The organism is Rhizobium sp. 268, assembly GCF_036571585.1.
Taxonomy (GTDB): domain Bacteria; phylum Pseudomonadota; class Alphaproteobacteria; order Rhizobiales; family Rhizobiaceae; genus Rhizobium; species Rhizobium redzepovicii.
Genome location: NZ_JAPPSO010000008.1, coordinates 185,410 through 210,166, shown reverse-complemented (window position 1 = coordinate 210,166; position 24,757 = coordinate 185,410). Strand labels below are relative to the sequence as shown.

Below are 24,757 nucleotides of genomic sequence, written 5' to 3'. Positions count from 1 at the left end.
CTGCCATGCCTTTTCTCTGTCATGCCGGGATTTTCCAGAAAACCATTGAATTTTCCCGGGCGATGATGGCTTCTCTTCCTGCAACAGGAGGACATCATGGCCAGGGAATCGAAGGCGGTGATCAATATCGCCGATCTCAAGCTCGACCACTGGAAACAGGGCGCGCTCTATGAAAGCGTCGACACTTCGTTCGGCACCCTTCTTGGCCTGACCGGCCTCGGCATCAGCTACAACGAGGTGCCGCCGGGGAAATCCGGCTGCCCCTTCCACAACCACCATGTCGAAGACGAGCTTTTCTACGTGATTTCAGGCACCGGCGAATACCGCTTCGGCGGCGAGCGCCATGCGATCAAGGCGGGTGACACGCTCGGCGCCCCGGCCGGCGGCCCGGAAACGGCGCACCAGATCATCAACACCGGCACGGCTCCACTCGTCTATCTCGGCATATCGACAATGGCGAAGACCGAGATCGTCGAATATCCGGATTCCGGAAAGTTTCTTGCCAAAACAAACAGGGCCAAAACAAACGAGGAAGGTTCCGAACCTTCGCGCTTCCGCCATATCGGCCGGCCGGAAAGCGATCTCGACTATTGGGACGGCGAACCCGGCGCTTGAAGGAACCGAGATGACCGATATTCCAACCCTCGAAACCGAGCGGCTGACGCTCCGCCCGCACCGCCTCGACGATTTTGAGGCGCATGCGGCACTCTGGGCGGACGAGGACGTCGTTCACTTCATCACCGGCATCCCATCGACGCGAGAGCAGAGCTGGAGCCGGATGCTTCGGATTGCCGGCATGTGGCACCATATGGGTTTCGGCTTTCTGGCAATCGAGGAACAGGCCAGCGGCCGGTTCATCGGCGAAGCGGGCTTCATGGAATCCCGCCGCGAGATGGAACCCTCGATCGAGGGGACGATGGAACTCGGATGGGCGCTGATGCCTTCGGTACACGGCCGCGGTTACGCCACCGAGGCGCTGACCGCGCTGATCGGCTGGGGGCAAACGCATTTCCCCGGAAAGCCGATGAGCTGCATCATCAGCCCGGAGAACCAGGCCTCGTTGAGGGTCGCAGCCAAACTCGGTTTTCGCGAGATCACGCGCACGCAGTATAACGGCGAGATCATTCAGTTTTCGCGTTAGCGAATTCCGCCAAGCGGGCAACGCAGCGCGCGTAAGCGGCGCTTGCTGACATTTGCCGATATCGGCAAGCAAACCCAAGCTAACGGGTATCGACGACCTCAGCTTGCGTCCCCGGATGGGTCCAAGCCTCGCACCTGCTACGCGCAAGGAACGCGCTTTAGAGTCACTGACAAGAGGCAGAAGCGCTTGGAATACCGACGTCCGCCACCTTGACACAACTAAGCATTGACGGGCGAGCTGCGTGGTAATTGCAGCCGGCAGAAACTCCCGATCTATCAGAGGCTGATCACAAATATGACCATTTTCATCATCTGCCATAAGGATTTGCCGAGCTATCCTCCGCCCGAGGGCTCGAAAATCATATGGCTCAACTCTAAACTACCTTCGGAAAACAGGGGAATGGATGTCATTGCCGGCTATGATTTTTTCAGCGAGCCGGAGGAGCTTCACGCGAAATTGTCAGGATCTCTGGGAACGATCGTAGTCGCGAAAGTCGTTTCGGAAGAAGCAGCAAAACCTCGTACCATTACTATCTGGCAGTATCGAAAATTCTTGACACGGCTCAAAATCGGAACGCCGAACCCCGATTATCCCGGGATGAACACAGCAACATCGGAAGAAACAGAAATCACAAGACCAGAGGATCCGGCGTTTTTTTCAGAAAGTTTCTTTCTGCCTCGGCCGCTAAATCTCCATAACATATCTCAACACTACGCACGCTTTCACAATATTGTTGACTTCTTGAGATATACAGCGTGTGCGATCGAAACAAATACTTTAGCGCAAGCCGAAGCTTTGCAGTTTTTCAATTCCAGCACTTTCGTTCCTGGTGGCATTGAACTCGGCACGTATCCGACGGACTGGTGGCTGGATACTTTTGTCCGCATGGTGGCGCCGTCTTTTGAATTTGCGAAACGATATCAACCGTTTCAAGCCGATGACCCCGTGCAGAAACGTGCGATCTCATTCTGCCAGGAGCGTCTGGGAAGCTATCTTCTCGTCAAGCGGATAGCCGAACTCTATGGCAATACCCTACCCGGGTCCCTGTTCGGGGATATTGCGACGGTATCGAATGACGGGGTCTACAGGAGCGGCGTATAAGCGAGGCTCCCAATTGCAAACGCAACATCGCAACTTTTTGCGATACTGGCAGCAGAAGCGGCTGAGCCAATAAGGCTGACTAGATAAAACTGACCACGGTAGTCGAGTGCCCTCACCCCACCCCAGCCGGAACAGCGACAGTTCTGCAAACAGTGTGGCGCAAGCTTCACCTCAAATAGTAGCACCAAACAGGCTCAAATTGCCGTCCTGCAGATTTCCATGCAGACGGTAGCCTTTCGCGAAGGACAATACCTTGACGATCAATCAGCCCATTCCTTCTTTGCCGGCCGGCCTTCCTGATCTGGCGCTTCTCACGGAGAAAGCTGCCGGCACGGGATCGGTCATCATCTATCAGCCCTATCTCGACGCTTCGCAGCGCAGCCAGCTCGATACGGCTGCCATGCCGCTCGACATCTCGTTCAATACGCAGGCTACGACCCGCGAATATGAACTCTTCCTCACCCTGCATCAGCATCACGAGGCGATCGGCCTCGGTGACGACGTGTTCTGGGGGCTGCTCTCCAGCAAATTCGAGATGAAGTCGGTGACAAGCTTCCCGTCCTTTGTGACGGAGGCGGAAAAAGCCAGAGCAGAAGGAGCGGACGCCTATCTTTACAATCCGTTGATCGGCCACGCGGCGATCTACAGCAACGTCTGGGAACATTCGCTGCTTGGCGGTCACCCCGGCATGGAGCCGATCTTTCTGCATATCCAGGAGCTCGGCTATCCTATCGCGCCGCCGCAGGACAAGATTGCCTTCATGTTCTGCAACTATTTCTGCGGCAACCGAAAATTCTGGTCCGGCTATTTCGCCTTTTGCGAACGCATTCTTGAATCGCTGGAAAACCAAGCGCGCGCCGGCACGGCGGCGGGTGCTGCCTATGCCGGTACGGCTAATTATTCACGCGATGCCAACGCGAAAATGCGCCCCTTCGTGATCGAGCGCTTGCTCGGACTTTATGTCCAACAGGCTATCGCCTCCGGACTGAAGATCGCCGCCTTCGTGCCCACCCTTGCCGATTTCGAATGGAAGTTCGGTGTCCGCCTCGGCCGGATGCTGCATGGCCTCCTCGCCGCCAAGGAAGCGTTTTTGCAGAGCCGTGACGAGGCTCTCCTGACCGCGTGGCAGCAAGGCCGCCAACCGCTCATCAAGCAGCCGCATCTGATCTGGGGGGCTGATGATCCGCCCGGCTGGATGCCGCGAGGCCAATTTATCGGCGGCCGCGAATTGATGCGCGCCTATGCCCGGCAGACCTCTGATTCTTCTCCGGTACCGCCGCTGCCGGGCCGGACGGGAAGGCCCGCCATACCGGCCGCGCCGAAGATCGAGCAGCCGCTGCGCAATTCATTGCAGCCCTTTGCCGGCGGATGGCAGGCACACAAGGACCGTCATTGCATCTGGATCGTGACGCCCGAAAACTACAATCACAGCCATGCCTTCGACGAAGTCGCGCTCGGCCTGCAGGGCGCCTTCGAGGAACTCGGCGGCTCGGCACCGATCGTCCGCGACATGAACGCATTCGCCGGCCGTGCGCCGATCATTTATGGCGGCAATCTTCTCGCCGCCGAAATCGTCAGCCATCTGCCAAAGGACAGCGTCGTCATCAATCTCGAGCAGGTGTCCGAAGAAAGCAGCTGGATCAATTCGCGCTACACCTCGGTCCTGAAGTCGCTTCCGGTTCTGGATTACAGCCCGCGCAATCGGGAAAATCTCGCCGCCAAGGGAATCGATCACGCCGGCGTGCTCGAAATCGGCTATAGCCGGTGCCTCAGCCAGATAAGCCACGCCACCGTCAAAGATATCGACGTGCTCTTCTACGGCTCGATGAACGAACGCCGCCACCATATCCTGAAGACGCTGAAGGACGGCGGGCTCAAGGTCGCCCATCTCTTCAATATCTATGGAGCGGAACGCGATGCGGCGATTGCCCGCTCCAAGATCGTGATCAACATCCATCATTATGCCAGCGGCGTCTTCGAGATCGTACGCATTTCATATCTGCTCGCCAATCGCGTTTGCGTGCTGACGGAAGGCGACATCCGCGATCCAGACCTCCAGTCCTTCATCGGCGGCTTGGCAATCGAGCCGTATGACAACATGATCGAGCGCTGCTACAAGCTGATCGCAGATGCCGACGAGCGCGATGCCATTGCAACGACAGGCCTTGCAGCCATGCAGAGCCGCTCGCAGGCTGACATGCTGATGAGCGTCATGAAGGCAGGCGCCTGATGAAGGCCGCAGAAAAGGTATGTCATGCGCATTGAGACCGCAGCCATCGAGGGCATTGTTGCGATCACGCCGCCACGCTTCGGCGATCACCGCGGCTACTTCTCCGAGGTATTCAAGGATGCCTGGTTCCGGGAAAATGTGGCCGACGTCACGTTCGTCCAGGACAATGAATCGCTTTCGGCACAGGCCGGAACCGTCCGGGGGCTGCATTTCCAGATCCCGCCCTTCGCACAGGGCAAGCTGGTGCGGTGCCTTGCCGGCCGGATCATCGATGTCGTCGTCGATATCCGCGAGGGATCGCCGAGCTTCGGCAAATGGCTCTCTCAGGAGCTCGCGCCGGAGACCGGCAAGCAGCTCTGGATACCGGCCGGTTTCGCACACGGATTCGCAACGATCGAGCCGAACAGCGTCATCAGCTACAAGGTAACCGCACCCTACAGCCCGCAGCATGATCGCGGCATCGCGTGGAACGATCCGGCGATCGGCATTCGCTGGCCCTTCGATGAGAAAGACATGGTATCATCCGACAAGGACAAGACGTTGCCGCGGCTCGCCGATCTGCCAGGTCATTTTTCCTATTCAACACAGCAACCCCAGGATTGATCGACGATGCGCATACTGGTCACGGGCGGAGCGGGCTTCATCGGATCGGCATTGGTGCGCCACCTCGTCAACGAGATCGGCGCCGAGGTGCTGAATGTCGACACGCTGACCTATGCCGGCAATCTGGCATCGCTGAAATCCGTCGAAGCGGCGCCGAACTACCAGTTCCTGCGCGCCGACATCTGCGACAACGTCGGGATGCAGGAAGCATTCGCGTCCTTCCGCCCTGATATCGTCATGCATCTCGCGGCAGAGAGCCATGTCGACCGCTCGATCTCGGGCGCAGCCGATTTCATTCAGACCAACATCGTCGGCACATTCAGCCTGCTGGACGCCGCACGGCACTATTGGGATGGGCTTGACGCTCGCCGCAAGAGCGCCTTCCGTTTTCTGCATGTCTCGACGGACGAGGTCTACGGTTCGCTCGGCGACGAGGGCCTCTTCGAGGAGACGACGCCCTACGATCCGTCCTCGCCCTACTCCGCCTCCAAGGCCGCGAGCGACCATCTGGCGATCGCCTGGCACCGCACCTATGGCCTGCCCGTCGTTGTCTCCAATTGCTCCAACAATTACGGCCCGTTCCATTTCCCTGAGAAGCTCATTCCGCTGATGATCCTGAACGCACTGGAGGGCAAGCCTCTTCCCATTTACGGCAATGGCTCGAATGTCCGCGACTGGCTCTACGTCGAAGACCACGCCCGCGCCCTCTTCACAATCGCATCCAGAGGGCGCCCCGGCGAAAAATACAATGTGGGCGGCCGCAATGAGCGTAGGAACATTGATGTCGTTCATCGCATCTGCGCCATTCTCGACGGCGTCTACAGTGACAAGGCACCGCATGCGCATCTGATCACCAACGTCACCGACCGCCCCGGACACGACGCACGCTATGCGATCGATGCCTCGAAACTCGAAAGCGAACTCGGCTGGAAGGCGCAAGAGACCTTCGAAACCGGCATCGAGAAGACCGTGCACTGGTATTTGGAAAACGAATGGTGGTGGAGGCCGCTGCGCGAAAAAGTCTACTCCGGCGAACGCCTCGGCGTTTTCAAGGGGCGATAAGATGCGCATTGCCGTGACCGGCAAACACGGCCAGGTCGTTCAGTCGCTGCTCAGACGCGGTGCCGAAACGGGCGTCGAAATCAACACAGTCGGGCGCCCGGAAATGGATCTTTCGGATCCTGCAAGCGTCGCAGCCGCCTTCTCGGCTCTGCGGCCGGATGTGATCGTCTCGGCCGCCGCCTATACGGCGGTCGACAAGGCCGAGAGCGAAGCCGAGCTTGCTTTTTCCGTCAATGCAGCCGGTGCCGGGGCAGTTGCCGAGGCTGCCGCGCGGATCGGGGTCCCGGTCATCCACATTTCGACCGACTACGTCTTCAGCGGCGACAAGGCCTCCGCATATTGCGAAGAGGATGCGACGGCGCCGATCTCCGTCTATGGGCGTTCGAAACTCGCGGGCGAGAAGGCCGTCGCGGCGGCGAATCTGAACCACGTCATCTTGCGCACTGCCTGGGTCTATTCACCCTTTGGCGCCAATTTCATGAAAACGATGTTGCGGCTTTCCGAGACGCGCGATCTTCTTCGCGTCGTCGCCGATCAGAGGGGATGCCCGACCTCGGCACTCGACATCGCCGCCGCGATTCTTGCGATTGCAACCCGTATCGTCGCGGACCCCGCGCCATCGCTCCGCGGCACCTTTCACCTGACCGGCAGCGGCGAAGCAAGCTGGGCGGATTTCGCCGAAGCGATATTCGCTGAGCTTTCCAAATCCGGCGGTAGAAACGTCGGCGTCGAACGCATCCCGACGGCGGACTATCCGACGCCGGCAAAGCGTCCCGCCAATTCACGCCTCAATGGCGAGAAGCTCGCCGGAACCTATGGACTCCGGCTCCCGGAGTGGAAGAAATCCATGACGATTGTCATGCAAGACCTTTTGAACAAGGGTCTTTAAGGAGATAGGCATGAAGGGAATTATTCTCGCCGGCGGTACGGGCTCACGTCTGCATCCGATCACCCAGGCCGTCTCGAAACAGTTGATGCCGGTCTACGACAAACCGATGATCTACTATCCGCTGACGACGCTCATGCTCGCCGGCATCAGGGAGCTGCTGATCATCACCACGCCTCACGACGTCGAAGCCTTCAAGCGTCTTCTCGGCGACGGCTCGCAATGGGGAATTTCGCTGAGCTATGCCGTACAGGCGAGCCCGGACGGCCTCGCCCAGGCCTTCATCATCGGCGCCGACTTCGTGCACGGCGACAGCTCGGCACTCGTTCTCGGCGACAATATCTTCTACGGGCACGGACTGCCGGAAATCATGAAATCCGGCACAGGTCGGCGGGAAGGCGCAACGGTGTTTGCCTATCACGTCACCGATCCGGAACGTTATGGCGTCGTGGGCTTCGACGAAAAGATGAATGCGCAGTCGATCGAGGAGAAACCGAAGGAGCCAAAATCGAACTGGGCGGTGACCGGCCTCTATTTCTACGACCAGCAGGTGGTCGATATCGCCGCGAACCTGAAGCCGTCACCGCGCGGCGAACTGGAAATCACCGATGTCAACCGCACCTATCTTGAGCGCGGCCAGCTTTTCGTGGAGCTGATGGGCCGGGGCTATGCCTGGCTCGACACCGGCACGCCGGATAGTCTGCATGATGCCGCAGGTTTCGTCAGCACGCTGGAGAAACGCCAGGGCTTCAAGATCGCCTGTCCCGAAGAAGTCGCCTGGCGCATGGGTTACATCTCGCAGGACGACCTCGCCAAGCTCGCAGAGAATCTCGGCAAGAGCGCTTACGGCCAGTATCTGACGAAGCTGTCCCCGGATTGGTGAGTGACTTGTGACCCCGGAAACCGGTACAGGTTTTCGATTCAGGTGCTCGGGAATTCCGCCAGCCGGGCGGCGTAACGCGCCATGGTGTCGACTTCGAAATTGACGAAATCGCCGGCCTTGCGCTCGCCCCAGGTGGTGACCTCGAGCGTGTGGCGGATGAGCAGGACGTCGAAATCCGTCCCGTCGACCGCGTTGACGGTCAGCGAGGTGCCGTCGAGGGCGATCGAACCCTTGGGGGCGACGAATTTCGCCAGATGCTCGGGCGCGCGCAGCCGGTAACGGGTGGCGTCGCCTTCCGATGTCACCGAGAGGATTTCGGCCTTGCCGTCGACATGGCCGGAAACGATGTGGCCGCCGAGTTCATCGCCGATTTTCAGCGACCGTTCGAGATTGATGCGGCTGCCTTCCCGCCAAGCGCCGATCGTCGTCAACCGCAGCGCCTCTTCCCAGGCCTCGACCTCGAACCAGCGGCCATTGCTGCCCTCGGCCGGCAGACCCGTCACGGTCAGGCATATGCCGGAATGCGAAATCGAGGCGCCCATGTCGATCGTTGAGGGATCGTAGGCGGTGGCGACCCGCAACCGGATGCCTTCCTTCAGCGGAGAAACTGATTCGACCGTGCCGACATCGGTGACTATTCCGGTAAACATCAAAGCCCTCTTTCGTATTCGTCCAGGCGATCTTCGCCGAACATCTGCGTGCCCGTGTGGGCAAAACCCGATGGTATGTCGGTTGTATCAAGCGGCGATTCAATACCGCCCTCGCCGATGACGACAGGCGCCTGGTAAAGCTGGATGCGGTCGACGAGACCGGCCTCGAGGAAAAGCCGGGCGGTCTTGGCGCCGCCCTCGACCAGAAGTGAGGAAATGCCGCGTGTTGCCAAGGCCGGCAGCAGGATTTCCGGATGATAGGGATTGCAATAGACGATCTCGACACCGGTGGCTTCGAGAGCGATGCGGCGGGAGTCCAGGTCCGTAGCGGCGTCGGAGAGTGTGGCACCCCCCTCTGTCCTGCCGGACATCTCCCCCACAAGGGGGGAGATTGGCTGGGGGGTAGCTCCCAGGACAGAAGGGTGTGACCCTTCCTCTGACCCTAACGGCGAAATCTCTTCACTCGCCACCACGATCACCGGCACATCCCGCGCCGTCTGAACCAGCTTGCTCGTCAGCGGCAATGCCAGGGAGGGATCGAGCACGATGCGGATGGGGGACTGCGCTTCAAGGCCTGGTGTGCGCACCGTCAGCAGCGGGTTGTCGGAAATTGCGGTACCGATGCCGACGAGGATCGCGTCGGTTTCGGCGCGCAGCGCCTGAACCTCGGCGCGGGCCTCCGGGCCGGTTATCGCCACCTGGCCCTCCCCTTGGCGGCCGATCATGCCATCGGCGGAAACGGCAAGCTTGAGAGTCACATAAGGGCGGTTCTTCGTCTGGCGGGTGAGATAGCCGGCAAGCGAACGCCGGCCGTCGGCCTCCAGCACGCCTGCATCCACCTCGATGCCGGCTTCACGCAGCATGGCGATGCCGCGGCCGGAGACGCGCGGGTCGGGATCGGTGACGCTGATGACGACGCGGGCGACACCATAGGCGAGCAGCGCCTCGGCGCAGGGTGGGGTCTTGCCGTGATGCGAGCAGGGTTCGAGTGTCACATAGGCGGTGGCGCCGCGAGCAGCATCGCCCGCTTCGGCGAGCGCCTGCGGCTCGGCATGCGGGCGGCCGCCGACGGCGGTGACCGCCTGGCCGACGACGACGCCGTCCTTGACGATCAGACAGCCGACGGAGGGGTTGGTGGCGGTGCGGCCGAGATGCCGGCGCGACAGGCGGATTGCCGCCGCCATGAAACTCTCGTCATGCGACGTGACGCTCATGGCTCACCTGTCCAGCGGGTCGCGGGCGATCTTGGCGTTGATTTCGGAAATGACCTTTTCGAAATCCTCGGCAAGCGAGAAATCCCGATAGACGGAGGCGTAGCGCACAAAGCCGACATCGTCGAGGCTCTTCATCGCTTCGAGCACCTGCAAGCCGATCTGCTCGGAGGAGATTTCGGTTTCGCCCGAGCTTTCAAGCCGGCGGACGATGCCGGACACGGCGCGCTCGATGCGGTCACGCTCGACAGGGCGTTTGCGCAGAGCCACTTCGAAGGAGCGCACCAGCTTGTCGCGATCAAAGGGAACCTTGCGGCCGGTCTTCTTGATGACCATCAGCTCGCGCAGTTGCACGCGCTCGAAGGTCGTGAAGCGGCCGCCGCAATCCGGACAGATACGCCGCCGGCGGATGGACGTATTGTCCTCCGCCGGACGCGAATCTTTAACCTGTGTATCTTCCGAACCGCAATAGGGGCAGCGCATCGCTACTCCTTATCCCATGTAGTCATACATTGGGAAGCGGTCAGTGAGGTTGACCACCTTGCCACGTACGGCGGCTTCGACGGCGGCATTGCCTTCATCGGAATTGGCAACCTTCAGGCCGTCGAGAACCTCGACGATCAGATTGCCGATTTCGCGGAATTCGGCTTCCTTGAAGCCGCGGGTCGTGCCGGCCGGCGCGCCGAGGCGCACACCGGAGGTGACGAAGGGCTTTTCCGGGTCGAAGGGAATGCCGTTCTTGTTGCAGGTGACGTAGGCGCGGCCAAGAGCTGCCTCGGCGCGTTTGCCGGTGGCGTTCTTCTTGCGCAGGTCGACCAGCATCAGATGGTTGTCGGTGCCGCCGGAGACGACGTCGAGACCACCTGCGATCAGCGTTTCGGCCAGTGCCTTGGCGTTCTTGACGACCTGGGCGGCGTAATCCTTGAACTCGGGCCGCAGCGCCTCACCGAAAGCGACAGCCTTGGCGGCGATGATGTGCATCAGCGGACCACCCTGCAGACCGGGGAAAACAGCCGAATTGAACTTCTTCGCCAAATCCTCTTCATTGGTGAGGATGACGCCGCCGCGCGGGCCGCGCAGCGACTTGTGGGTCGTGGTCGTCGCAACATGGCAATGCGGGAACGGCGACGGATGCTGGCCACCGGCGACGAGGCCGGCGATGTGAGCCATGTCGACCATCAGATAGGCACCAACAGAATCGGCGATCTCGCGGAAGCGCTTCCAGTCCCAGATGCGGGAATAGGCGGTGCCGCCGGCGATGATGAGCTTCGGCTTCTGCTCTTCGGCCTTGCGGGCGACTTCATCCATGTCGAGCAGGTTGTCGCCTTCGCGCACGCCGTAGGAGACGACGTTGAACCACTTGCCGGACATGTTGACCGGCGAACCATGCGTGAGGTGGCCGCCCGAATTCAGGTCGAGGCCCATGAAGGTGTCGCCGGGCTGCAGCAGCGCCAGGAACACGGCCTGGTTCATCTGCGAACCCGAATTCGGCTGGACGTTGGCGAAATTGACGCCGAACAGCTTCTTGGCGCGCTCGATCGCCAGCTCCTCGGCGATATCGACGAACTGGCAGCCGCCGTAGTAACGCTTGCCGGGATAACCCTCGGCATATTTGTTGGTCATGATGGAGCCCTGGGCTTCCAGCACGGCGCGGGAGACGATGTTCTCGGAAGCGATCAGTTCGATCTCGTGCCGTTGGCGACCGAGTTCCTTTCCGATCGCACCGAAAATCTCGGGATCGACGTCCGCAAGCGAGCGATTGAAGAAGGACTCGGTGGAAGCATTGGTCATGGCGGGCTCCTCAACTGGAATGCGCTGAGGTATTAGCCTTCCGCCGTGGCAAGGGCAATACGGAGAACGACATTTGCTGAGCAAAGCGCGCGCTCCTGTCATTTTGCGACAGCGCAGCGCTGAGGACCGGCGGTCACGTCACCGGGTGCCCTCCCCGGCATAAAAAAACCGCGCCGGGAAGGCGCGGTTTGAAGATGCGATGCAGAGGCCGCCGTTTATTGGACCGGCTGTTCCATGCCGGCCGTGGTATCGAGCGCCAGCTCGGCATTGCCGTCCATCTGATAGATGTCGTCGCGGAACTGGACGATGCCGTCGGGCATGCCCCAGGCGGAGATGTAGACGAAATAGACCGGAACTTCCGTGGCGAGTTTGACCGGCGTGTTGACGCCGGATGCGATCACCTGCTCCATCTGCTGGCGGTTCCAGCCGGGGGTCTCGCGCAAGAGCCAGTTCGACAAGTCGCGCACGTTCTGGACGCGGACGCAGCCAGACGACTCGAAGCGCATCAGCTTGTTGAACAGGCCCTGCTGCGGCGTGTCGTGCATGTACTCGCCGTTCTTGTTGTAGAAGTTGATCTTCGTCGACGCCATGGCGTTGGTCTTGCCGGGGTCCTGGCGGAACATCAGGTTCGGTGCCTCGCCGTTCCAGTCGATGGTCTCGGGGGCAACTTCGTTGCCCTTGCCGTCGATCAGGCGGATGGCGTTCTTTTCGAGATAGGTCGGATCCTTGCGCATCAGCGGCATGATGTCCTTCTCGACGATCGAGCGCGGCGAGGTCCAGTAGGGGTTGAGGATGACCTCGTAGATCTTCGAATTGACGAGATGTGTCGGACGGCTGAGACGACCGACAACAGCGGTGTGGCGCGTCGCGACAGTGCCATCCTCGACAGCCTCGACATAGGCAGCCGGGATGTTGACCATCACGTGGCGGCGGCCGAGATCCTCGGGGAAAGTCTGCAGGCGGACGATATTGGTGTTCAACTGCTGCAGGCGGACATCGGCGGGGATGTTCATCGCCTTCAGCGTGAATTCGCCGAGCACACCATCGGACGGCAGGCCGTGGCGGGCCTGGAAACGCTTGACCGCACCATCGACATAGGAATCGAAGGCGCTCGACATGCCGGCCTCGCGCGGCAGGTCGCCGGTGATCGCCAGACGCTGGCGCAGCGCCTGAACGGCGGGATGGCTGACGCCGAGCTGCAGCTTCTGGTCACCGGGATTGACCTCCGGCCAGCCGCCGGCGGCCGCGATCTGCTGATACTGCATGACCGCCTGCTGGGCGCTAGCGACCGATTGGGGGCCGAGGATCGGCGTATTGGAAACGACGGCGCTTGCCGTGCGCGAAGCCGCCTTGGCGTCAAACTGGTCGTCCCAGTTGCCGCGGCGCGGCGCGTTGATCAGCGTATCGATCGCCGATTGCGCGAAGGCCGGCGCGGCAATCGCGCTAACGCCAACCGTTGCCGCGGACGCAAGGAAAGCGCGGCGCGAGAGAGCTTCATTTCCGTTTTTCTTCGACATAGTCCCAACCACTGAATGCGGCGATAAAGAGAAGCCGCGGCTCTTTGCGATATCACTGCGCTCTGACGCAGATCTCTGTGCATTTGTTGTCCCGGCAGATCAAAACTTTCCGCTTGCCCCATCACAAGATTGCGATGCGACAGCCTGACCATTTTTGATCGGTCCCTTGAAAGCGCCGGTTGTTAAGCCTTCCGCTGCCACACCAATATGGCCAATTCGTGTTGCCGTGCCGGAAGGCGGAATATCCGGCTACCGGAAACACGACACAACAAACCATATGACGGGCTAAACCGTGCCGGTTAATAACGGCTAAAAAACGGCTTGGATACGGGAGATAATGCTTGTCTGCCTTGCGTTGCAAAGATGCCACGCGTTGCCAACGGCAAAACCGGACGCGCAGGGAACACGTCCGGTTTTCTGCAACCCTGAAGGAGGTCGAGGGTCTCAGAGGCGATACATGATCGAGTCGTTCCAGAAGCGGTCGAGGCGCTGGAGCAGCTTGTTCATCTGGGTGAACTCGTCGGTGCCGATGCCGCCGACCTTGTCGATTGAGGTGATGTGGCGTTCGTAGAGTTTAGCCACCGTTTCGGCAATGTCCTGGCCGGTTTCGGTCAGGCTGATGCGGACGGAACGGCGGTCGATGCGCGAGCGCTGGTGGTTGATGAAGCCGAGGTCGACCAGCTTCTTGACGTTGTAGGAAACGTTGGAGCCGAGATAGTAGCCCCGCGAGCGCAGCTCGCCGGCGGTCAGTTCGGAATTGCCGATGTTGAAAAGGAGCAGCGCCTGGATGGCGTTGACGTCGCTGCGACCCTGACGGTCGAACTCGTCCTTGATGACGTCGAGAAGACGGCGGTGAAGACGTTCAACAAGATGAAGGGATTCCATGTAAAGATCACGGATGCCCTGGTCCTGCTGGTCACGGAAGTTCGATACCGCCTGCGGCTTGATTTTCGTGTTCATATTGACTGCCTCACTGTTTGTTTGGCGGTGTCGTTTTCTTCCCGCCTTGAGTGAGACCCTATCGAATACATATAAAATTCGACTTAAACCGCAGGCTTAACGGAGCCTTACTGGAAACCCCACGTTGTCTCAGGGTAAATCAACACTTACCTGGCGGCGGTGCCGGCGTTTTTCCAGCCAGAGCAGCAGGCGGAAAATCAGGTAGACGACGGCGACCATCACGTGCAGCAGGATGATCAGTTTGTTGGCTCCGAAAATATTGGGCAGTAGGCCGTACATCAGGATTTGCCCGCCGGCGGCCAGCACCCAGATGACCGGCCCCCAGGAGACGGTGAGCCAAAGGCCGAGGGAGGCGACGGGAAAAAGCACGGCGAGACTGGTGCTCGCCACCTTCCACGGCAGGCTCAAAAGGTCGAAGCGGCCGGCGCCGACCAGCGAATAGCCGACGAGCATCGCCCAATATTGCAGGCCGAACCAGAAGCAGGAAACGGCGACCAGTCTCAGGAAAAGAATGAAGAGTATATCCGCCAGCGTGCGTTTCGGTATCGTCGGAGAATCGGTTTCCATAGCGCAGACATCGGTTCGGGGTTGCATCTTCATACGAGCGCCGCGCCTCTGACGACGCGCTGAAGATGCTCTATCACATCGCGCTCGCGCGTAACGCCGAAAATCGATTTCGGGCTTTACGCCTCAAGTTTTTCCGCCGCGGCCAATCGTCCGGTTTGGATTTTTCGGGGGTCATGATAATGAGCGCTCCGATAAATGGAATGGGCCAGGGGCAGATATCATGCAGGATAGGACGCATCTCGTCGACGACATCACCGGCCATCGCCGCATGCGGCGCAACCGCAAGGCGGAATGGACACGCCGGTTGGTGCAGGAGAACCGGCTGACGGTCGACGACCTGATCTGGCCGATCTTCATCGTGCCCGGCTCCGGCATCGTCGATCCGATCCCGGCCATGCCGGGCGTCAACCGCATGAGCATCGACAAGGCCGTCGAGGCAGCACGCGAAGCGGCCGGCCTCGGCATTCCAGCGCTCGCGACCTTTCCGAATATCGAGATGGAACTGCGCGACGAAACGGGCTCGAACAGCCTCGAAGCCAATAATCTGATCAATAAGGCGACGTCGGCGATCAAGAAGGCGGTGCCCAATATCGGCGTCATCACCGACGTCGCGCTCGATCCCTTCACCAGCCATGGCCATGACGGCATTTTGAGAGGCAGCGAGATCGTCAACGACGAGACGGTCGATCAGGTGGCGCGTGCCGCCGTGATGCAGGCGGATGCCGGCGCCGACATCATTGCGCCGTCCGAGATGATGGACGGGCGCATCGGCGCAATCCGCATGGCGCTTGATGCAGCCGGCCACCAGAGCGTCGGCATCATGAGCTATGCGACGAAATTCGCTTCCGCCTTCTATGGCCCCTATCGCGAGGCGATCTCGACGGGCGGGCTGCTGAAGGGTGACAAGAAGACCTATTATATCGACCCGGCCAACGGCACCGAGGCGATCCGCGATGCGGCCCTCGACGTCGAGGAAGGTGCTGATATGCTGATGGTCAAGCCCGGCCTGCCCTATCTCGACATCTGCTGGCGGATGAAGGAGGCCTTCGGCCTGCCGACCTTCGCCTACCAGGTTTCCGGCGAATATTCGCAGATCAAGGCAGCGGCGATGAATGGCTGGATCGACGGCGAGCGGGCGATGCTCGAAACGCTGCTGTCATTCAAGCGGGCGGGATGCGACGGCATCCTCACCTATTTCGCGGTCGAGGTGGCGAAAGTCCTCGCGAAGCGGTGATTGCGAGCATGATGCCGAAAAGTGTATGCGGTTTTCGGGTGACATCATGCTCTATTTCTTCGATTTAGATGCGGATGTTTCAGGTCGGATCGGCCTGAAACATCCGCAGCCAGGAAGAATTATTGTATTTTGTTCTGCCGATACCATATCTGCGGCATCGCTTTTCCGCAGGAGATTGAGATGAGCTACAACCCCAATCCGCTTTATGCCGCACCGGAGGACTGGCGCGCCTATAGCGGCGTGTTGAGCCGCCGTGTCTTCGCCTTCATCCTCGACTATTTGATCGTGCTGCTGCTCTGCATCCCCGCGGGGATCGTGCTGTTCTTCCTGTCGATCGTCACGCTCGGGCTTGGCTTCCTGCTCTACCCTGCACTCTTCGTCATCGTCGCCGGCATCTATTTCGGCCTGACTGTCGGCGGGCGGAGCCAGGCCTCGCTCGGCATGCGCGCGATGGGCATCGCCATCGTGCGCGTCGACGGTCGGCCGATGGATTTCCTGACGGCGATCGTGCATCTGGCGCTGTTCTGGATCCTCAACTCGGTTCTGACGCCGCTGATCCTGCTTGCCGGCCTGTTTACCGAGCGCAGCCGCCTCATCCACGACCTGCTGGTCGGGACAGCGACGGTTCGCACCGCCTAAGCGATGGCTCAAGACCACGGCTAAACCATTCAGCGGAGACGAAATAAAGTCTCCGCTTTCTCTTTGCCGGGGCCGCCACTGCTCCATATTTAAAATTAGAAGACCGATATGAAGGGCAAGAACCGCCCCGCTGTTGACGTTTTTTATTCTTAGGTCATGCTGTCAAGAAACGGCACGGTCTCGACAAGGAAATTTCCGCGACAGATGAATACGCAGACAACGCCATCTCCGCAGTTTTATCTGACGGCTCCGGCTGCGTGTCCGTATCTGCCGCATGAGATGGAGCGTAAGGTGTTCACCCATCTGGTCGGCCCGCGCGCCGCCGAGATGAACGACATCCTGACCCAGGGCGGTTTCCGCCGCTCCCAGAATATCGCCTACCGCCCGGCCTGCGAATCCTGTCGCGCCTGCGTTTCCGTGCGTATTCTCGCCCAGGAATTCGAGCCGACGAAATCGATGAAACGGGTGCTTGCCGCCAATTCCGACGTCATTGCCACCGAATTCACGGCCCAGCCTTCGAGCGAGCAATATTCGCTTTTCCGCCGCTATCTCGATTTTCGCCACCAGCAGGGCGGCATGTCCGACATGACAGTGCTCGACTATGCAATCATGGTTGAGGACACGCATGTGAACACGCGAATTGTCGAGTACCGGCGGCGTGAAGAAGGCTCCGGGCTGGAACAGCGGCCGAAGGGCGAGCTGCTTGCCGCCGCGCTGACCGACACGATGAGCGATGGGCTGTCGATGGTCTATTCCTACTTCAATCCCGATCTCGAGCGGCGGTCACTCGGCACCTTCATGATTCTCGACCATGTCAGGCGCGCGAAAGCGCTGGGCCTGCCGCATGTCTATCTCGGCTACTGGGTTCAAGGGTCGCGAAAAATGGACTATAAGACGCGCTTCCAGCCGCAGGAGCACCTGACACCGCGCGGCTGGGAACGTTTCGATCCCTTGTCCATGCCCGAAAGCCCCCACGACTGAATGTCCACCGCTCTTTCCGATCATCGGAAGGGCCTGCTGCTGACGGCGATCGGCGGGCTGGCGCTTTCCATGGATATTCCGCTCGTCCGCCTTGGCGGCGGCGACATCTGGTCGATCCTGGGCATGCGAAGCGCAGCCACGGTTGTCGCCACGCTCGTCATCCTTGCAGCAATGCGCGTTGCCTCGGGTAAATGGCCGGTGCTCGTTCCGGGGCGAGCCGGCCTGCTCGCCGGTCTGCTCTACGGCCTCTCATCCCTCACTTTCGTGCTGGCCGTCTTCAATACGACCACAGCCAATGTCGTCTTCATCGTCGCCTTCAACCCGATGTTCGGGGCGCTCCTTTCCTGGACTTTCCTCAAGGAGAAGCCGCAGGCCGCGACGCTGATCGCCATGCTGTTCATGATCCTCGGCGTCGGATTGATCGTGCGCGAAGGGCTTTCCAGCGGTCATTTTTTCGGCGATGCCATGGCGCTTCTCAGCGCGTTTATTCTTGCCGCAGCTATTACAATCGGGCGCGCCTCGCGCCGGGATATGGGCTTCGTGCCGCTGCTTGCCGCTATCCTGCCGGCCGTGCTCGGCCTCGCGCAAGCTCTGCCCTCAGGGCTTTCCATCGCCGATCCCGGCTGGATTCTCGTCAACGGCGCCATCGTCATGCCGGTCGCCTTCTGGTGCCTCGCGACCGGGCCGCGTTACCTCTCCGCCCCCGAGGTCGGCATGTTCTATCTGCTCGAAACAGTGCTCGCCCCAATCTGGGTCTGGCTGATCTTTTCGGAAACGCCGGCGACGATGACACTCGTCGGCGGCGGCATCCTGATAGCGGCGATCGCCGGGCATTGCTTCTGGATGGTGCACGGCAGAAGCATCAGGCCATTGGCGGGATAGGCGTTGTCGCTCAACCGGTAGCCTTCATCTGCTGCTGTTCCAACTCCCTGCCAAGTCCTTCGAGCACGTGCGCCCAGCCTTGCCGGGTTTTTTCCTCGTGTTCGGCCCATTCGGCGCACATTTCGTGGGTCAGCGTCAGGCGGCTGCCGCCGCCGAGCGGTTCGATGTCGATTTCGACTCGGTCGCAATTGTGGTCGTGGTCCTCGACGGAAAAGCTGAAGACCATGCGTTGCGGGCGCTTCAATTCCAGGAAGACGCCCTGGTGAAAGGCGTCGCCGGTGGGACGGCGGTCGACGATGAAGAAACGGCCGCCGACATGCGGATCGATATCGGCGCGGATGACATGACCGTCATCGGTGGCAAACAGAAAGCGGCGGGCGATTTCGGGGTTGAGCCAGGCGTCGTACACGACAGCAGGCGGAACCCTGTAGGTATGGCTGACATGCAATTTGATGGTGCTGGCGGGCATCGATTTTCCTCCGGTAACGGCGCGCGCCTGCTCCAAGCGCGCGGCCCACAGCCGTTCCGTCCGCCCACAGACCGGCCTTCTCTTGTTTTGGATAACAGCGAAGAGATAGAGAAGTTCCGGCGCCCGCCAAGAGACGAGCACGGAATTTTTATATCGCTAGCCCGGAACCGCTGCGCGCTTGCGGGCGACAAAGTTAGAGCATGATGTCGCCCGAAAACCGCTCACACTTTTCGGCATCACGCATTAACCGGCGAATTTGCCGCTGCGCGGAAAACCCTTCGGCACGGTGCGGCCGGCGGTGGCGCGGTCGGCCAGCCATTCCGCAAGCTCGTCCTTGTTCTTCGTGAAGGTGCGGCCGGCGCTGTCTTCCCAGACGAGGCCGCCCGATATTGCGAAGCAGCGGACGTCGGAAATGCCGCCATCCTTGTAACGCTGCAGGCGCACGCCCTTGCCGCGCGACATTTCCGGCACCTGTGCCAGCGGGAACACCAGCAGCTTGCGGTTTTCGCCGACGACGGCGACATGGTCGCCGCTGACGGGCACGAGCAGCTGCGTCTCCTCGGGCAGCGCGACGTTCATGATCTGCTTGCCCTTGCGCGTATTGGCGACCAGCTCGGCCTCCGGAACGACGAAGCCGTTGCCGGCTGTCGAGACGATCAGCTGCTTGCGCGACGGATCGTGGACGAAAGCCGTCAGCACCGCCTGGTCGTTGTCCATGTCGACCATGATGCGCAGCGGCTCGCCATGGCCGCGACCGCCCGGCAGCTTGTCGCCGCCAAGGGTGAAGGCCTTGCCGCCTGTCGTGACGATCAGGATCTTGTCCGTCGTCTGCGCCGGAAAGGCTATCTTCAGGCCGTCGCCCTCCTTGAAGGTCAGCGTCGCCGTATCGGCGATATGGCCCTTCAGCGCTCGGATCCAGCCCTTTTCGGATATGACGACGGTGATCGGTTCTTTCTCGATCATCGCCTGCTGGATTGCTTCCTCGTCGGCCTCGGGTGCGTCGGCAAACTGGGTGCGGCGGCGGCCGACCTCGGTCGCCTTGGCGAATTTCTTCTTCACTTCGCCGATTTCCCAGGCGACCGTCTGCCACTGCTTGTCGTCGGAGGCAAGCAGCGCTTCGATCTCGCCCTTTTCCTTGGTGAGTTCGTCGAATTCCTTGCGGATCTCGAACTCTTCCAGCTTGCGCAAGGCGCGCAGCCGCATGTTGAGGATCGCCTCGACCTGAATGTCGGTGAGATCCCAGCGCGCCATCATCACAGGCTTCGGCTCATCCTCCTCGCGGATGATCCTGATCACCTCGTCGATGTTGAGATAGGCGATCAGAAGGCCGCCGAGGATTTCGAGACGCCTGTCGATCGCGGCCAGTCGGAAGCGCGAGCGGCGCTGCAGCACCTCGCGGCGGTGATCCAGCCACTCCTTCAGCACTTCGTTCAGCGCCATGACCCGCGGGATGCGGCCCATGGACAGCACGTTCATGTTGAGCGGGAAGCGGCTTTCGAGCTCCGTCAGCTTGAACATCGATTCCATCAGGATCGTCGGATCGACGCTGCGGGTCTTCGGCACCAGGACGACACGGATGTCCTCGGCCGATTCATCGCGGATGTCCTCCAAGAGCGGCAGTTTGCGGGCGATCAGCAGCTCGGCGATCTTCTCGATCAGCCGCGACTTCTGCACCTGGAAGGGAATTTCGGTGATGACGATCTGGTAGCCGCCGCGGCCGAGATCCTCGGTTTGCCACTTCGCCCGCACGCGGAAGCCACCGCGGCCGGTGCGATAGCTCTCGATGATGCTGTCGCGGCTGTCGATGATGATGCCGCCCGTGGGGAAATCCGGGCCGGGAATGAATTCGACGAGCTTTTCGACGGTCGCATCCGGATGCTTGATCAGATGCAGCGCGGCGTCGCAAAGCTCGTGGGCATTGTGCGACGGGATCGAGGTCGCCATGCCGACGGCGATGCCGGAGGAGCCGTTGGCGAGCAGGTTCGGGAAGGCGCCGGGAAGGACGGTCGGCTCGGAATTCGATTCGTCGTAGGTGTCGCGGAAATCGACGGCATCCTGATCGATGCCTTCAAGCAGCAGTTCGGAGACCGCCGTCATCTTCGATTCGGTGTAACGCATGGCGGCGGGGCTGTCGCCATCGATATTGCCGAAATTGCCCTGGCCGTTGACCAGCGTGTAGCGTTGCGAGAAGTCCTGGGCGAGACGGGCAAGCGCATCATAGATCGACTGGTCGCCGTGCGGATGGTAGTTACCCATCACCTCGCCGACGATCTTGGCGCATTTCCTGAAGGCCGACGTCGGCCTCAGCCCCATCTCGTTCATCGCGTAGACGATGCGGCGATGAACGGGCTTCAGCCCGTCGCGCACGTCAGGCAAAGCACGGTGCATGATGGTCGACAGCGCATAGGCGAGATAGCGCTGCTCGAGCGCCGCCTTGAGGTCGACCGGTTGGATGTGATCGTCGTCTCCGCCGGACGGCGGCAAAATCTCTTGTCCCATAGGTTCTGACTAGCCCAGAAGAGGCTGGCGGGCAAGGAATCCAGGCCATTGCAGCTGTGGATGAAGTCTTGGCACCGACATCAAAGGATGAGACAAACGTTCGGCCGCAATTTGGACTTCGTTTGCCGTTCCTTTCAACGGAAATTTAGAAGTCCGCAAATATAAAGCGGGCCCAATCCGTAGTAGCGTAACTGCAGATTTCCAACCGCCACACGCCACCAGAGGAATCACCCCATGAATTTTTACCGGACAACGCGGCTGATGCTGTCGGGCGCCGCCTTTTTCTCGCTCGCCGGCTCGGCGTTCGCTCTCGACGGCACCGATCTCTTGAAGAAGATCAATGCCGCCTATGCCGCCCAGGGTGGGACGATTGCGGCTGACAGCGTCGATATCGACGGCACGACCGTCACGTTGAAGAATGTCACCGTCAAGCCGACCGGCGGCGAAAGCCTGCCCATCGGCGAAATTACCCTTTCCGGCGTCGAAGAAGACGAGGACGGCGGCTATTATATCGAAGAAGCCGCCTTCCCCGACATCAACAAGACGCAAGACGGCGTCACCGTGACGGCGCAGGAACTGACGCTCGGCGGCATCTCCGTGCCGGCAACGCCGGGCGGCGACACGCTCGACACCATGATGCTCTATGAGACCGCGCATATTGGCCCGGTGAAGGTGGTCAAGGACGGTGCGGAAGTGTTCTCGCTGCTCGAAAGCAACATGAACCTGACGCTGCGCGAAGACGAATCCGGCTTCGATTTCGACGGCGCCTTCAAAAGCATGAAGGCCGATCTGACCAAGACCGAAGATGCGCAGAGCAAGGATGCGATCGAGAAGCTCGCCCTGCAGCACGTCCAGGGCGACATCACCATGAAGGGCGCCTGGGAACTCGCCCCCGGCACGGTCGACATTTCGGAATTCGCCTTCGACTTCACCAACGTCGGCAAACTGAACCTCGGCTTCAAGATTTCGGGCTACACGATGGCCTTCATGAAATCGATGCAGGATGCGATGAAGGAATCCGAAACCAACCCGAACAAGGAGCAGTCGCAGCAGGCGCTCGGCCTCGCCATGCTCGGCCTGATGCAGCAGCTTTCCTTCGAAGCGGCGCAGGTGCGTTTCGACGATGCCTCGATCACCAAGCGTGCGCTTGATTACGCTGGCTCGCAGCAGAACATGTCGGGCAAGCAGATGGCGGATTCGCTGAAGGCGATGACGCCGATCATGCTGGCGCAGCTCAACATCCCGGAACTGCAGAACGCCGTTTCGGCTGCGGTCAACACCTTCCTCGACGACCCGAAGAGCCTGACCGTCAAGGCCGCTCCTGCAAAGCCGGTGCCCTTCCCGACGATCGTCGGTGCTGCCATGGGCGCTCCGAACACGTTGCCGCAAGTGCTCGGCGTCAAGGTTTCGGCCAACGACTGATCGCTTTACTCTTGCGGTGAAAGGCCCAGCAATGTGTGACTGACTCCAATAGTCGGTGTCAGTCACGGATTGCCGGGCCTTTTCGATTCAAACGCGGTGTCGGGCGAGTTCTGAGATGGCGAGGCTTGCGATATCGAGCAACTCCTCGAGCGATGCGCCGTCCCTTGCCTGCACGGACATGCCCTGCACGATAGCGCCGAGGAATCGCGCCAACGCACGCGGATTCGTCTCCGCGCTTATATCGCCCTCGCGGATACCACGCTCGATCCTTGCCGCAAAAGTATCCAGCGACCGACGGCGCAGCGCCGCGACATGGTCGGCGATCATGTCGTTCTCGCTGGCGCAATTCAACGCAGCCGTCGAAATCATGCAGCCTTTCGGATGTTCCGGTGCCGAAAATATCGCCGCCGACCCCTGCAATATCCGTTCGAAGGCAGAGACGGTGTCGATCGGCTCGCCGAGCGCGGAAAAGGTACCGGCGCCCAGCGCTCTATATTGCTCCAACGCCGCGCGGTAGAGATCGGCCTTCGAGCGAAAGGCGGCATAGAGGCTTTGCGGCGTAATGCCCATGGCGGTCGTGAGATCGGCGATCGAGGCGCCTTCGTATCCATGCGCCCAGAAGGTCTCGCGGGCGGCCGCGAGAACCGTCTCGCGATCGAAGGCGGGCGGGCGGCCGCGGCGGCGCGCCGAAAGATTTTTCATCTCTGGACTATTTTTCACAACGATCACTCTAGATATTCCGCCTGATCCATCTAATTCAGGAATGGTCATTGTGATTATAGAAGGTTTGATCTGATGAGTCTTCCCCTCGAAACGACACGTGCCAACAAGAATTCCCTGCTTTCCGCGGGCGTCGACGCGGCAATTGCAGATGCGCTTGACGACAGGCGCCTGGTCGGAGCGGTCGTGCTCGTCGCCCGCGACGGAGAAATCATCCACCGCCGAGCAGCAGGCCTCGCCGACCGCGAAAACGGCCTGGCAATGCGCGAGAATACGATCTTCAGGCTTGCCTCTATCACCAAGCCCATCGTCACCATCGCCGCGATGCGGCTCGTCGAGCAGGCGAGAATCGACCTTGGCGACGCGGCGACCAGATGGCTGCCGGAATTCCGACCAAAGCTGCCCGACGGCAGCGAGGCGACCATTCGTATCCGCCACCTGCTGACCCATACATCAGGCCTCGGCTACAGCTTCTCAGAAGAGGACGACGGTCCCTACATCCGCGCCGGCATTTCCGACGGGCTCGACCAGCCGGGACTGGCGCTCACTGAGAATCTCAGGCGGATCGCCAGTGTGCCCTTGCGTTTCGCACCGGGCAGCGACTGGCAATATTCCCTTGCTATGGATGTTATCGGCGGCGTCATCGAGGCGGAAACCGGCGTGCCGTTGGCTGAGGCCGTCGCCGAACTGGTGACAAGACCACTCGGGCTTGCCGACACGGCGTTTTCGGTTCGTGACCGCAGCCGGCTCGCCGCCGCCTATATGAACGCTTCACCCGAACCGGCGCTGATGGGCGAAAATGCGCTGGTGATGTCGCTGATGGGTCCGATCCGCTTCGCCCCAGACCGCATCTTCGATCCCGCCTCCTATCATTCGGGCGGCGCCGGCATGGCGGGAACGGCTGATGACGTTCTGGCCGTACTTGAAACCATCCGCAGGGGCGGTGCACCGCTGCTCTCGAGCGACACCGTTGCGATGATGATGACCGACCAGTCCGGCGGGCACCGCCAGCGGTATGAACCCGGCTCGGGCTTCGGCTTCGGCTGGTCCGTCATCACCGATCCGGCCGAGGCAGGCGTCCCCTTCCCCAGAGGCACGGTGAAATGGGGCGGCGTCTACGGCCACAGCTGGTTCATCGATCCGGTCAACGGAGTGACCGTCGTTGCGCTGACGAACACGACGCTGGAGGGCATGTGGGGCAAGTTCACGGTCGATCTGCGCGAGGCGATCTACGCGGCCTTGTGAGCGACAGCAAAAAGCCCGACGACACCTGAACGGTCGCCGGGCCTTTCACATTCGGGATCGGACG

Annotated in this window: 23 protein-coding genes and 1 pseudogene; 14 read left to right on the top strand and 10 right to left on the bottom strand. The window is 60.7% G+C overall.

Translation table 11 applies throughout. The annotated features are described in order from the left end of the window. Window positions 1-96: 96 nt before the first annotated feature. The 8 genes and pseudogenes from OS035_RS17540 to rfbA all read left to right on the top strand — a co-directional run bounded on the left by OS035_RS17540 (window position 97) and on the right by rfbA (window position 7,906). Window positions 97-615: a cupin domain-containing protein gene (locus OS035_RS17540; RefSeq protein WP_097627096.1), complete on the top strand. Its 519-nt coding sequence runs from the start codon at window positions 97-99 to the stop codon at window positions 613-615. 10 nt (window positions 616-625) lie between these two features. After that, window positions 626-1,141, top strand: a complete 516-nt coding sequence (locus tag OS035_RS17535) for a GNAT family N-acetyltransferase (protein ID WP_097627094.1) — start codon at window positions 626-628, stop codon at window positions 1,139-1,141. Between the two features lie 294 nt (window positions 1,142-1,435). After that, a complete protein-coding gene (locus tag OS035_RS17530) occupies window positions 1,436-2,242 on the top strand; it encodes a hypothetical protein (RefSeq protein ID WP_097627092.1) in 807 nt (268 codons plus the stop codon). A gap of 253 nt (window positions 2,243-2,495) precedes the next feature. After that, window positions 2,496-4,507 (top strand): annotated as a pseudogene (locus OS035_RS17525) (glycosyltransferase family 1 protein). Next, window positions 4,497-5,075 carry a dTDP-4-dehydrorhamnose 3,5-epimerase gene (rfbC, locus tag OS035_RS17520; RefSeq protein WP_097627088.1) on the top strand — a complete coding sequence of 193 codons (579 nt, stop codon included), beginning with the start codon at window positions 4,497-4,499 and terminating at the stop codon, window positions 5,073-5,075. The pseudogene OS035_RS17525 and the gene rfbC overlap by 11 nt, the downstream one beginning before the upstream one ends. 6 nt (window positions 5,076-5,081) lie before the next feature. After that, window positions 5,082-6,137 (top strand): dTDP-glucose 4,6-dehydratase, encoded by a 1,056-nt coding sequence (gene rfbB, locus OS035_RS17515; RefSeq protein ID WP_097627086.1) that lies wholly within the window; start codon window positions 5,082-5,084, stop codon window positions 6,135-6,137. A gap of 1 nt (window position 6,138) precedes the next feature. After that, complete coding sequence (rfbD, locus tag OS035_RS17510) at window positions 6,139-7,026, top strand: dTDP-4-dehydrorhamnose reductase (protein WP_331813930.1); 888 nt, start codon at window positions 6,139-6,141, stop codon at window positions 7,024-7,026. Between the two features lie 10 nt (window positions 7,027-7,036). Continuing rightward, a complete protein-coding gene (gene rfbA, locus OS035_RS17505; RefSeq protein WP_331813929.1) occupies window positions 7,037-7,906 on the top strand; it encodes a glucose-1-phosphate thymidylyltransferase RfbA in 870 nt (289 codons plus the stop codon). Window positions 7,907-7,944: 38 nt separating this feature from the next. Here the strand turns inward: rfbA and OS035_RS17500 are convergent, their stop codons facing one another. The 7 genes from OS035_RS17500 to OS035_RS17470 all read right to left on the bottom strand — a co-directional run bounded on the left by OS035_RS17500 (window position 7,945) and on the right by OS035_RS17470 (window position 14,602). Beyond that, the gene (locus OS035_RS17500; protein WP_097627080.1) at window positions 7,945-8,556 is read right to left on the bottom strand and encodes a riboflavin synthase; all 612 of its coding nucleotides are present in this window, start codon (window positions 8,554-8,556) and stop codon (window positions 7,945-7,947) included. Continuing rightward, window positions 8,556-9,770 (bottom strand): bifunctional diaminohydroxyphosphoribosylaminopyrimidine deaminase/5-amino-6-(5-phosphoribosylamino)uracil reductase RibD, encoded by a 1,215-nt coding sequence (gene ribD / locus OS035_RS17495; RefSeq protein ID WP_131711064.1) that lies wholly within the window; start codon window positions 9,768-9,770, stop codon window positions 8,556-8,558. Before ribD ends, OS035_RS17500 begins: the two co-directional genes overlap by 1 nt. A 3-nt stretch (window positions 9,771-9,773) precedes the next feature. Further along, window positions 9,774-10,250: a transcriptional regulator NrdR gene (nrdR, locus tag OS035_RS17490; protein WP_003547190.1), complete on the bottom strand. Its 477-nt coding sequence runs from the start codon at window positions 10,248-10,250 to the stop codon at window positions 9,774-9,776. Between the two features lie 9 nt (window positions 10,251-10,259). Continuing rightward, window positions 10,260-11,558: a serine hydroxymethyltransferase gene (gene glyA / locus OS035_RS17485; protein ID WP_097627076.1), complete on the bottom strand. Its 1,299-nt coding sequence runs from the start codon at window positions 11,556-11,558 to the stop codon at window positions 10,260-10,262. 215 nt (window positions 11,559-11,773) lie between these two features. Continuing rightward, window positions 11,774-13,075 (bottom strand): L,D-transpeptidase family protein, encoded by a 1,302-nt coding sequence (locus tag OS035_RS17480; RefSeq protein WP_097627074.1) that lies wholly within the window; start codon window positions 13,073-13,075, stop codon window positions 11,774-11,776. A 444-nt stretch (window positions 13,076-13,519) separates the two neighbouring features. Next, window positions 13,520-14,035 (bottom strand): transcriptional regulator LdtR, encoded by a 516-nt coding sequence (gene ldtR / locus OS035_RS17475; protein WP_003574072.1) that lies wholly within the window; start codon window positions 14,033-14,035, stop codon window positions 13,520-13,522. A gap of 129 nt (window positions 14,036-14,164) precedes the next feature. Continuing rightward, window positions 14,165-14,602, bottom strand: a complete 438-nt coding sequence (locus OS035_RS17470; RefSeq protein WP_041671367.1) for a DUF6163 family protein — start codon at window positions 14,600-14,602, stop codon at window positions 14,165-14,167. 220 nt (window positions 14,603-14,822) lie between these two features. Here OS035_RS17470 and hemB point away from each other — a divergent pair, with 220 nt between their 5' ends. From hemB to OS035_RS17450, 4 genes are all read left to right on the top strand, one after another. Continuing rightward, the gene (gene hemB, locus OS035_RS17465) at window positions 14,823-15,836 is read left to right on the top strand and encodes a porphobilinogen synthase (protein WP_012557209.1); all 1,014 of its coding nucleotides are present in this window, start codon (window positions 14,823-14,825) and stop codon (window positions 15,834-15,836) included. Between the two features lie 180 nt (window positions 15,837-16,016). After that, window positions 16,017-16,475, top strand: a complete 459-nt coding sequence (locus OS035_RS17460; RefSeq protein ID WP_003574079.1) for an RDD family protein — start codon at window positions 16,017-16,019, stop codon at window positions 16,473-16,475. Window positions 16,476-16,679: 204 nt separating this feature from the next. Next, window positions 16,680-17,456, top strand: coding sequence for an arginyltransferase (locus OS035_RS17455; protein ID WP_097627072.1), 777 nt, complete (start codon window positions 16,680-16,682; stop codon window positions 17,454-17,456). Then, complete coding sequence (locus OS035_RS17450; RefSeq protein ID WP_097627070.1) at window positions 17,457-18,338, top strand: DMT family transporter; 882 nt, start codon at window positions 17,457-17,459, stop codon at window positions 18,336-18,338. Window positions 18,339-18,348: 10 nt separating this feature from the next. Here the strand turns inward: OS035_RS17450 and OS035_RS17445 are convergent, their stop codons facing one another. Further along, window positions 18,349-18,807, bottom strand: coding sequence for an SRPBCC family protein (locus tag OS035_RS17445; protein WP_012557206.1), 459 nt, complete (start codon window positions 18,805-18,807; stop codon window positions 18,349-18,351). Window positions 18,808-19,050: 243 nt separating this feature from the next. Continuing rightward, the gene (parC, locus tag OS035_RS17440; RefSeq protein ID WP_097627068.1) at window positions 19,051-21,306 is read right to left on the bottom strand and encodes a DNA topoisomerase IV subunit A; all 2,256 of its coding nucleotides are present in this window, start codon (window positions 21,304-21,306) and stop codon (window positions 19,051-19,053) included. Window positions 21,307-21,540: 234 nt separating this feature from the next. Between parC and OS035_RS17435 the strand changes: the two genes are divergently transcribed. Further along, window positions 21,541-22,728 carry a hypothetical protein gene (locus OS035_RS17435; RefSeq protein ID WP_097627066.1) on the top strand — a complete coding sequence of 396 codons (1,188 nt, stop codon included), beginning with the start codon at window positions 21,541-21,543 and terminating at the stop codon, window positions 22,726-22,728. A gap of 87 nt (window positions 22,729-22,815) precedes the next feature. Here the strand turns inward: OS035_RS17435 and OS035_RS17430 are convergent, their stop codons facing one another. After that, entirely contained in the window at window positions 22,816-23,457 is a 642-nt protein-coding gene (locus tag OS035_RS17430; protein ID WP_097627063.1) for a TetR/AcrR family transcriptional regulator, read from the bottom strand. A gap of 66 nt (window positions 23,458-23,523) precedes the next feature. On the opposite strand from OS035_RS17430, the gene OS035_RS17425 reads away from it, so the two are divergent. Further along, the gene (locus OS035_RS17425; RefSeq protein WP_131711065.1) at window positions 23,524-24,693 is read left to right on the top strand and encodes a serine hydrolase domain-containing protein; all 1,170 of its coding nucleotides are present in this window, start codon (window positions 23,524-23,526) and stop codon (window positions 24,691-24,693) included. Window positions 24,694-24,757 lie beyond the last annotated feature (64 nt).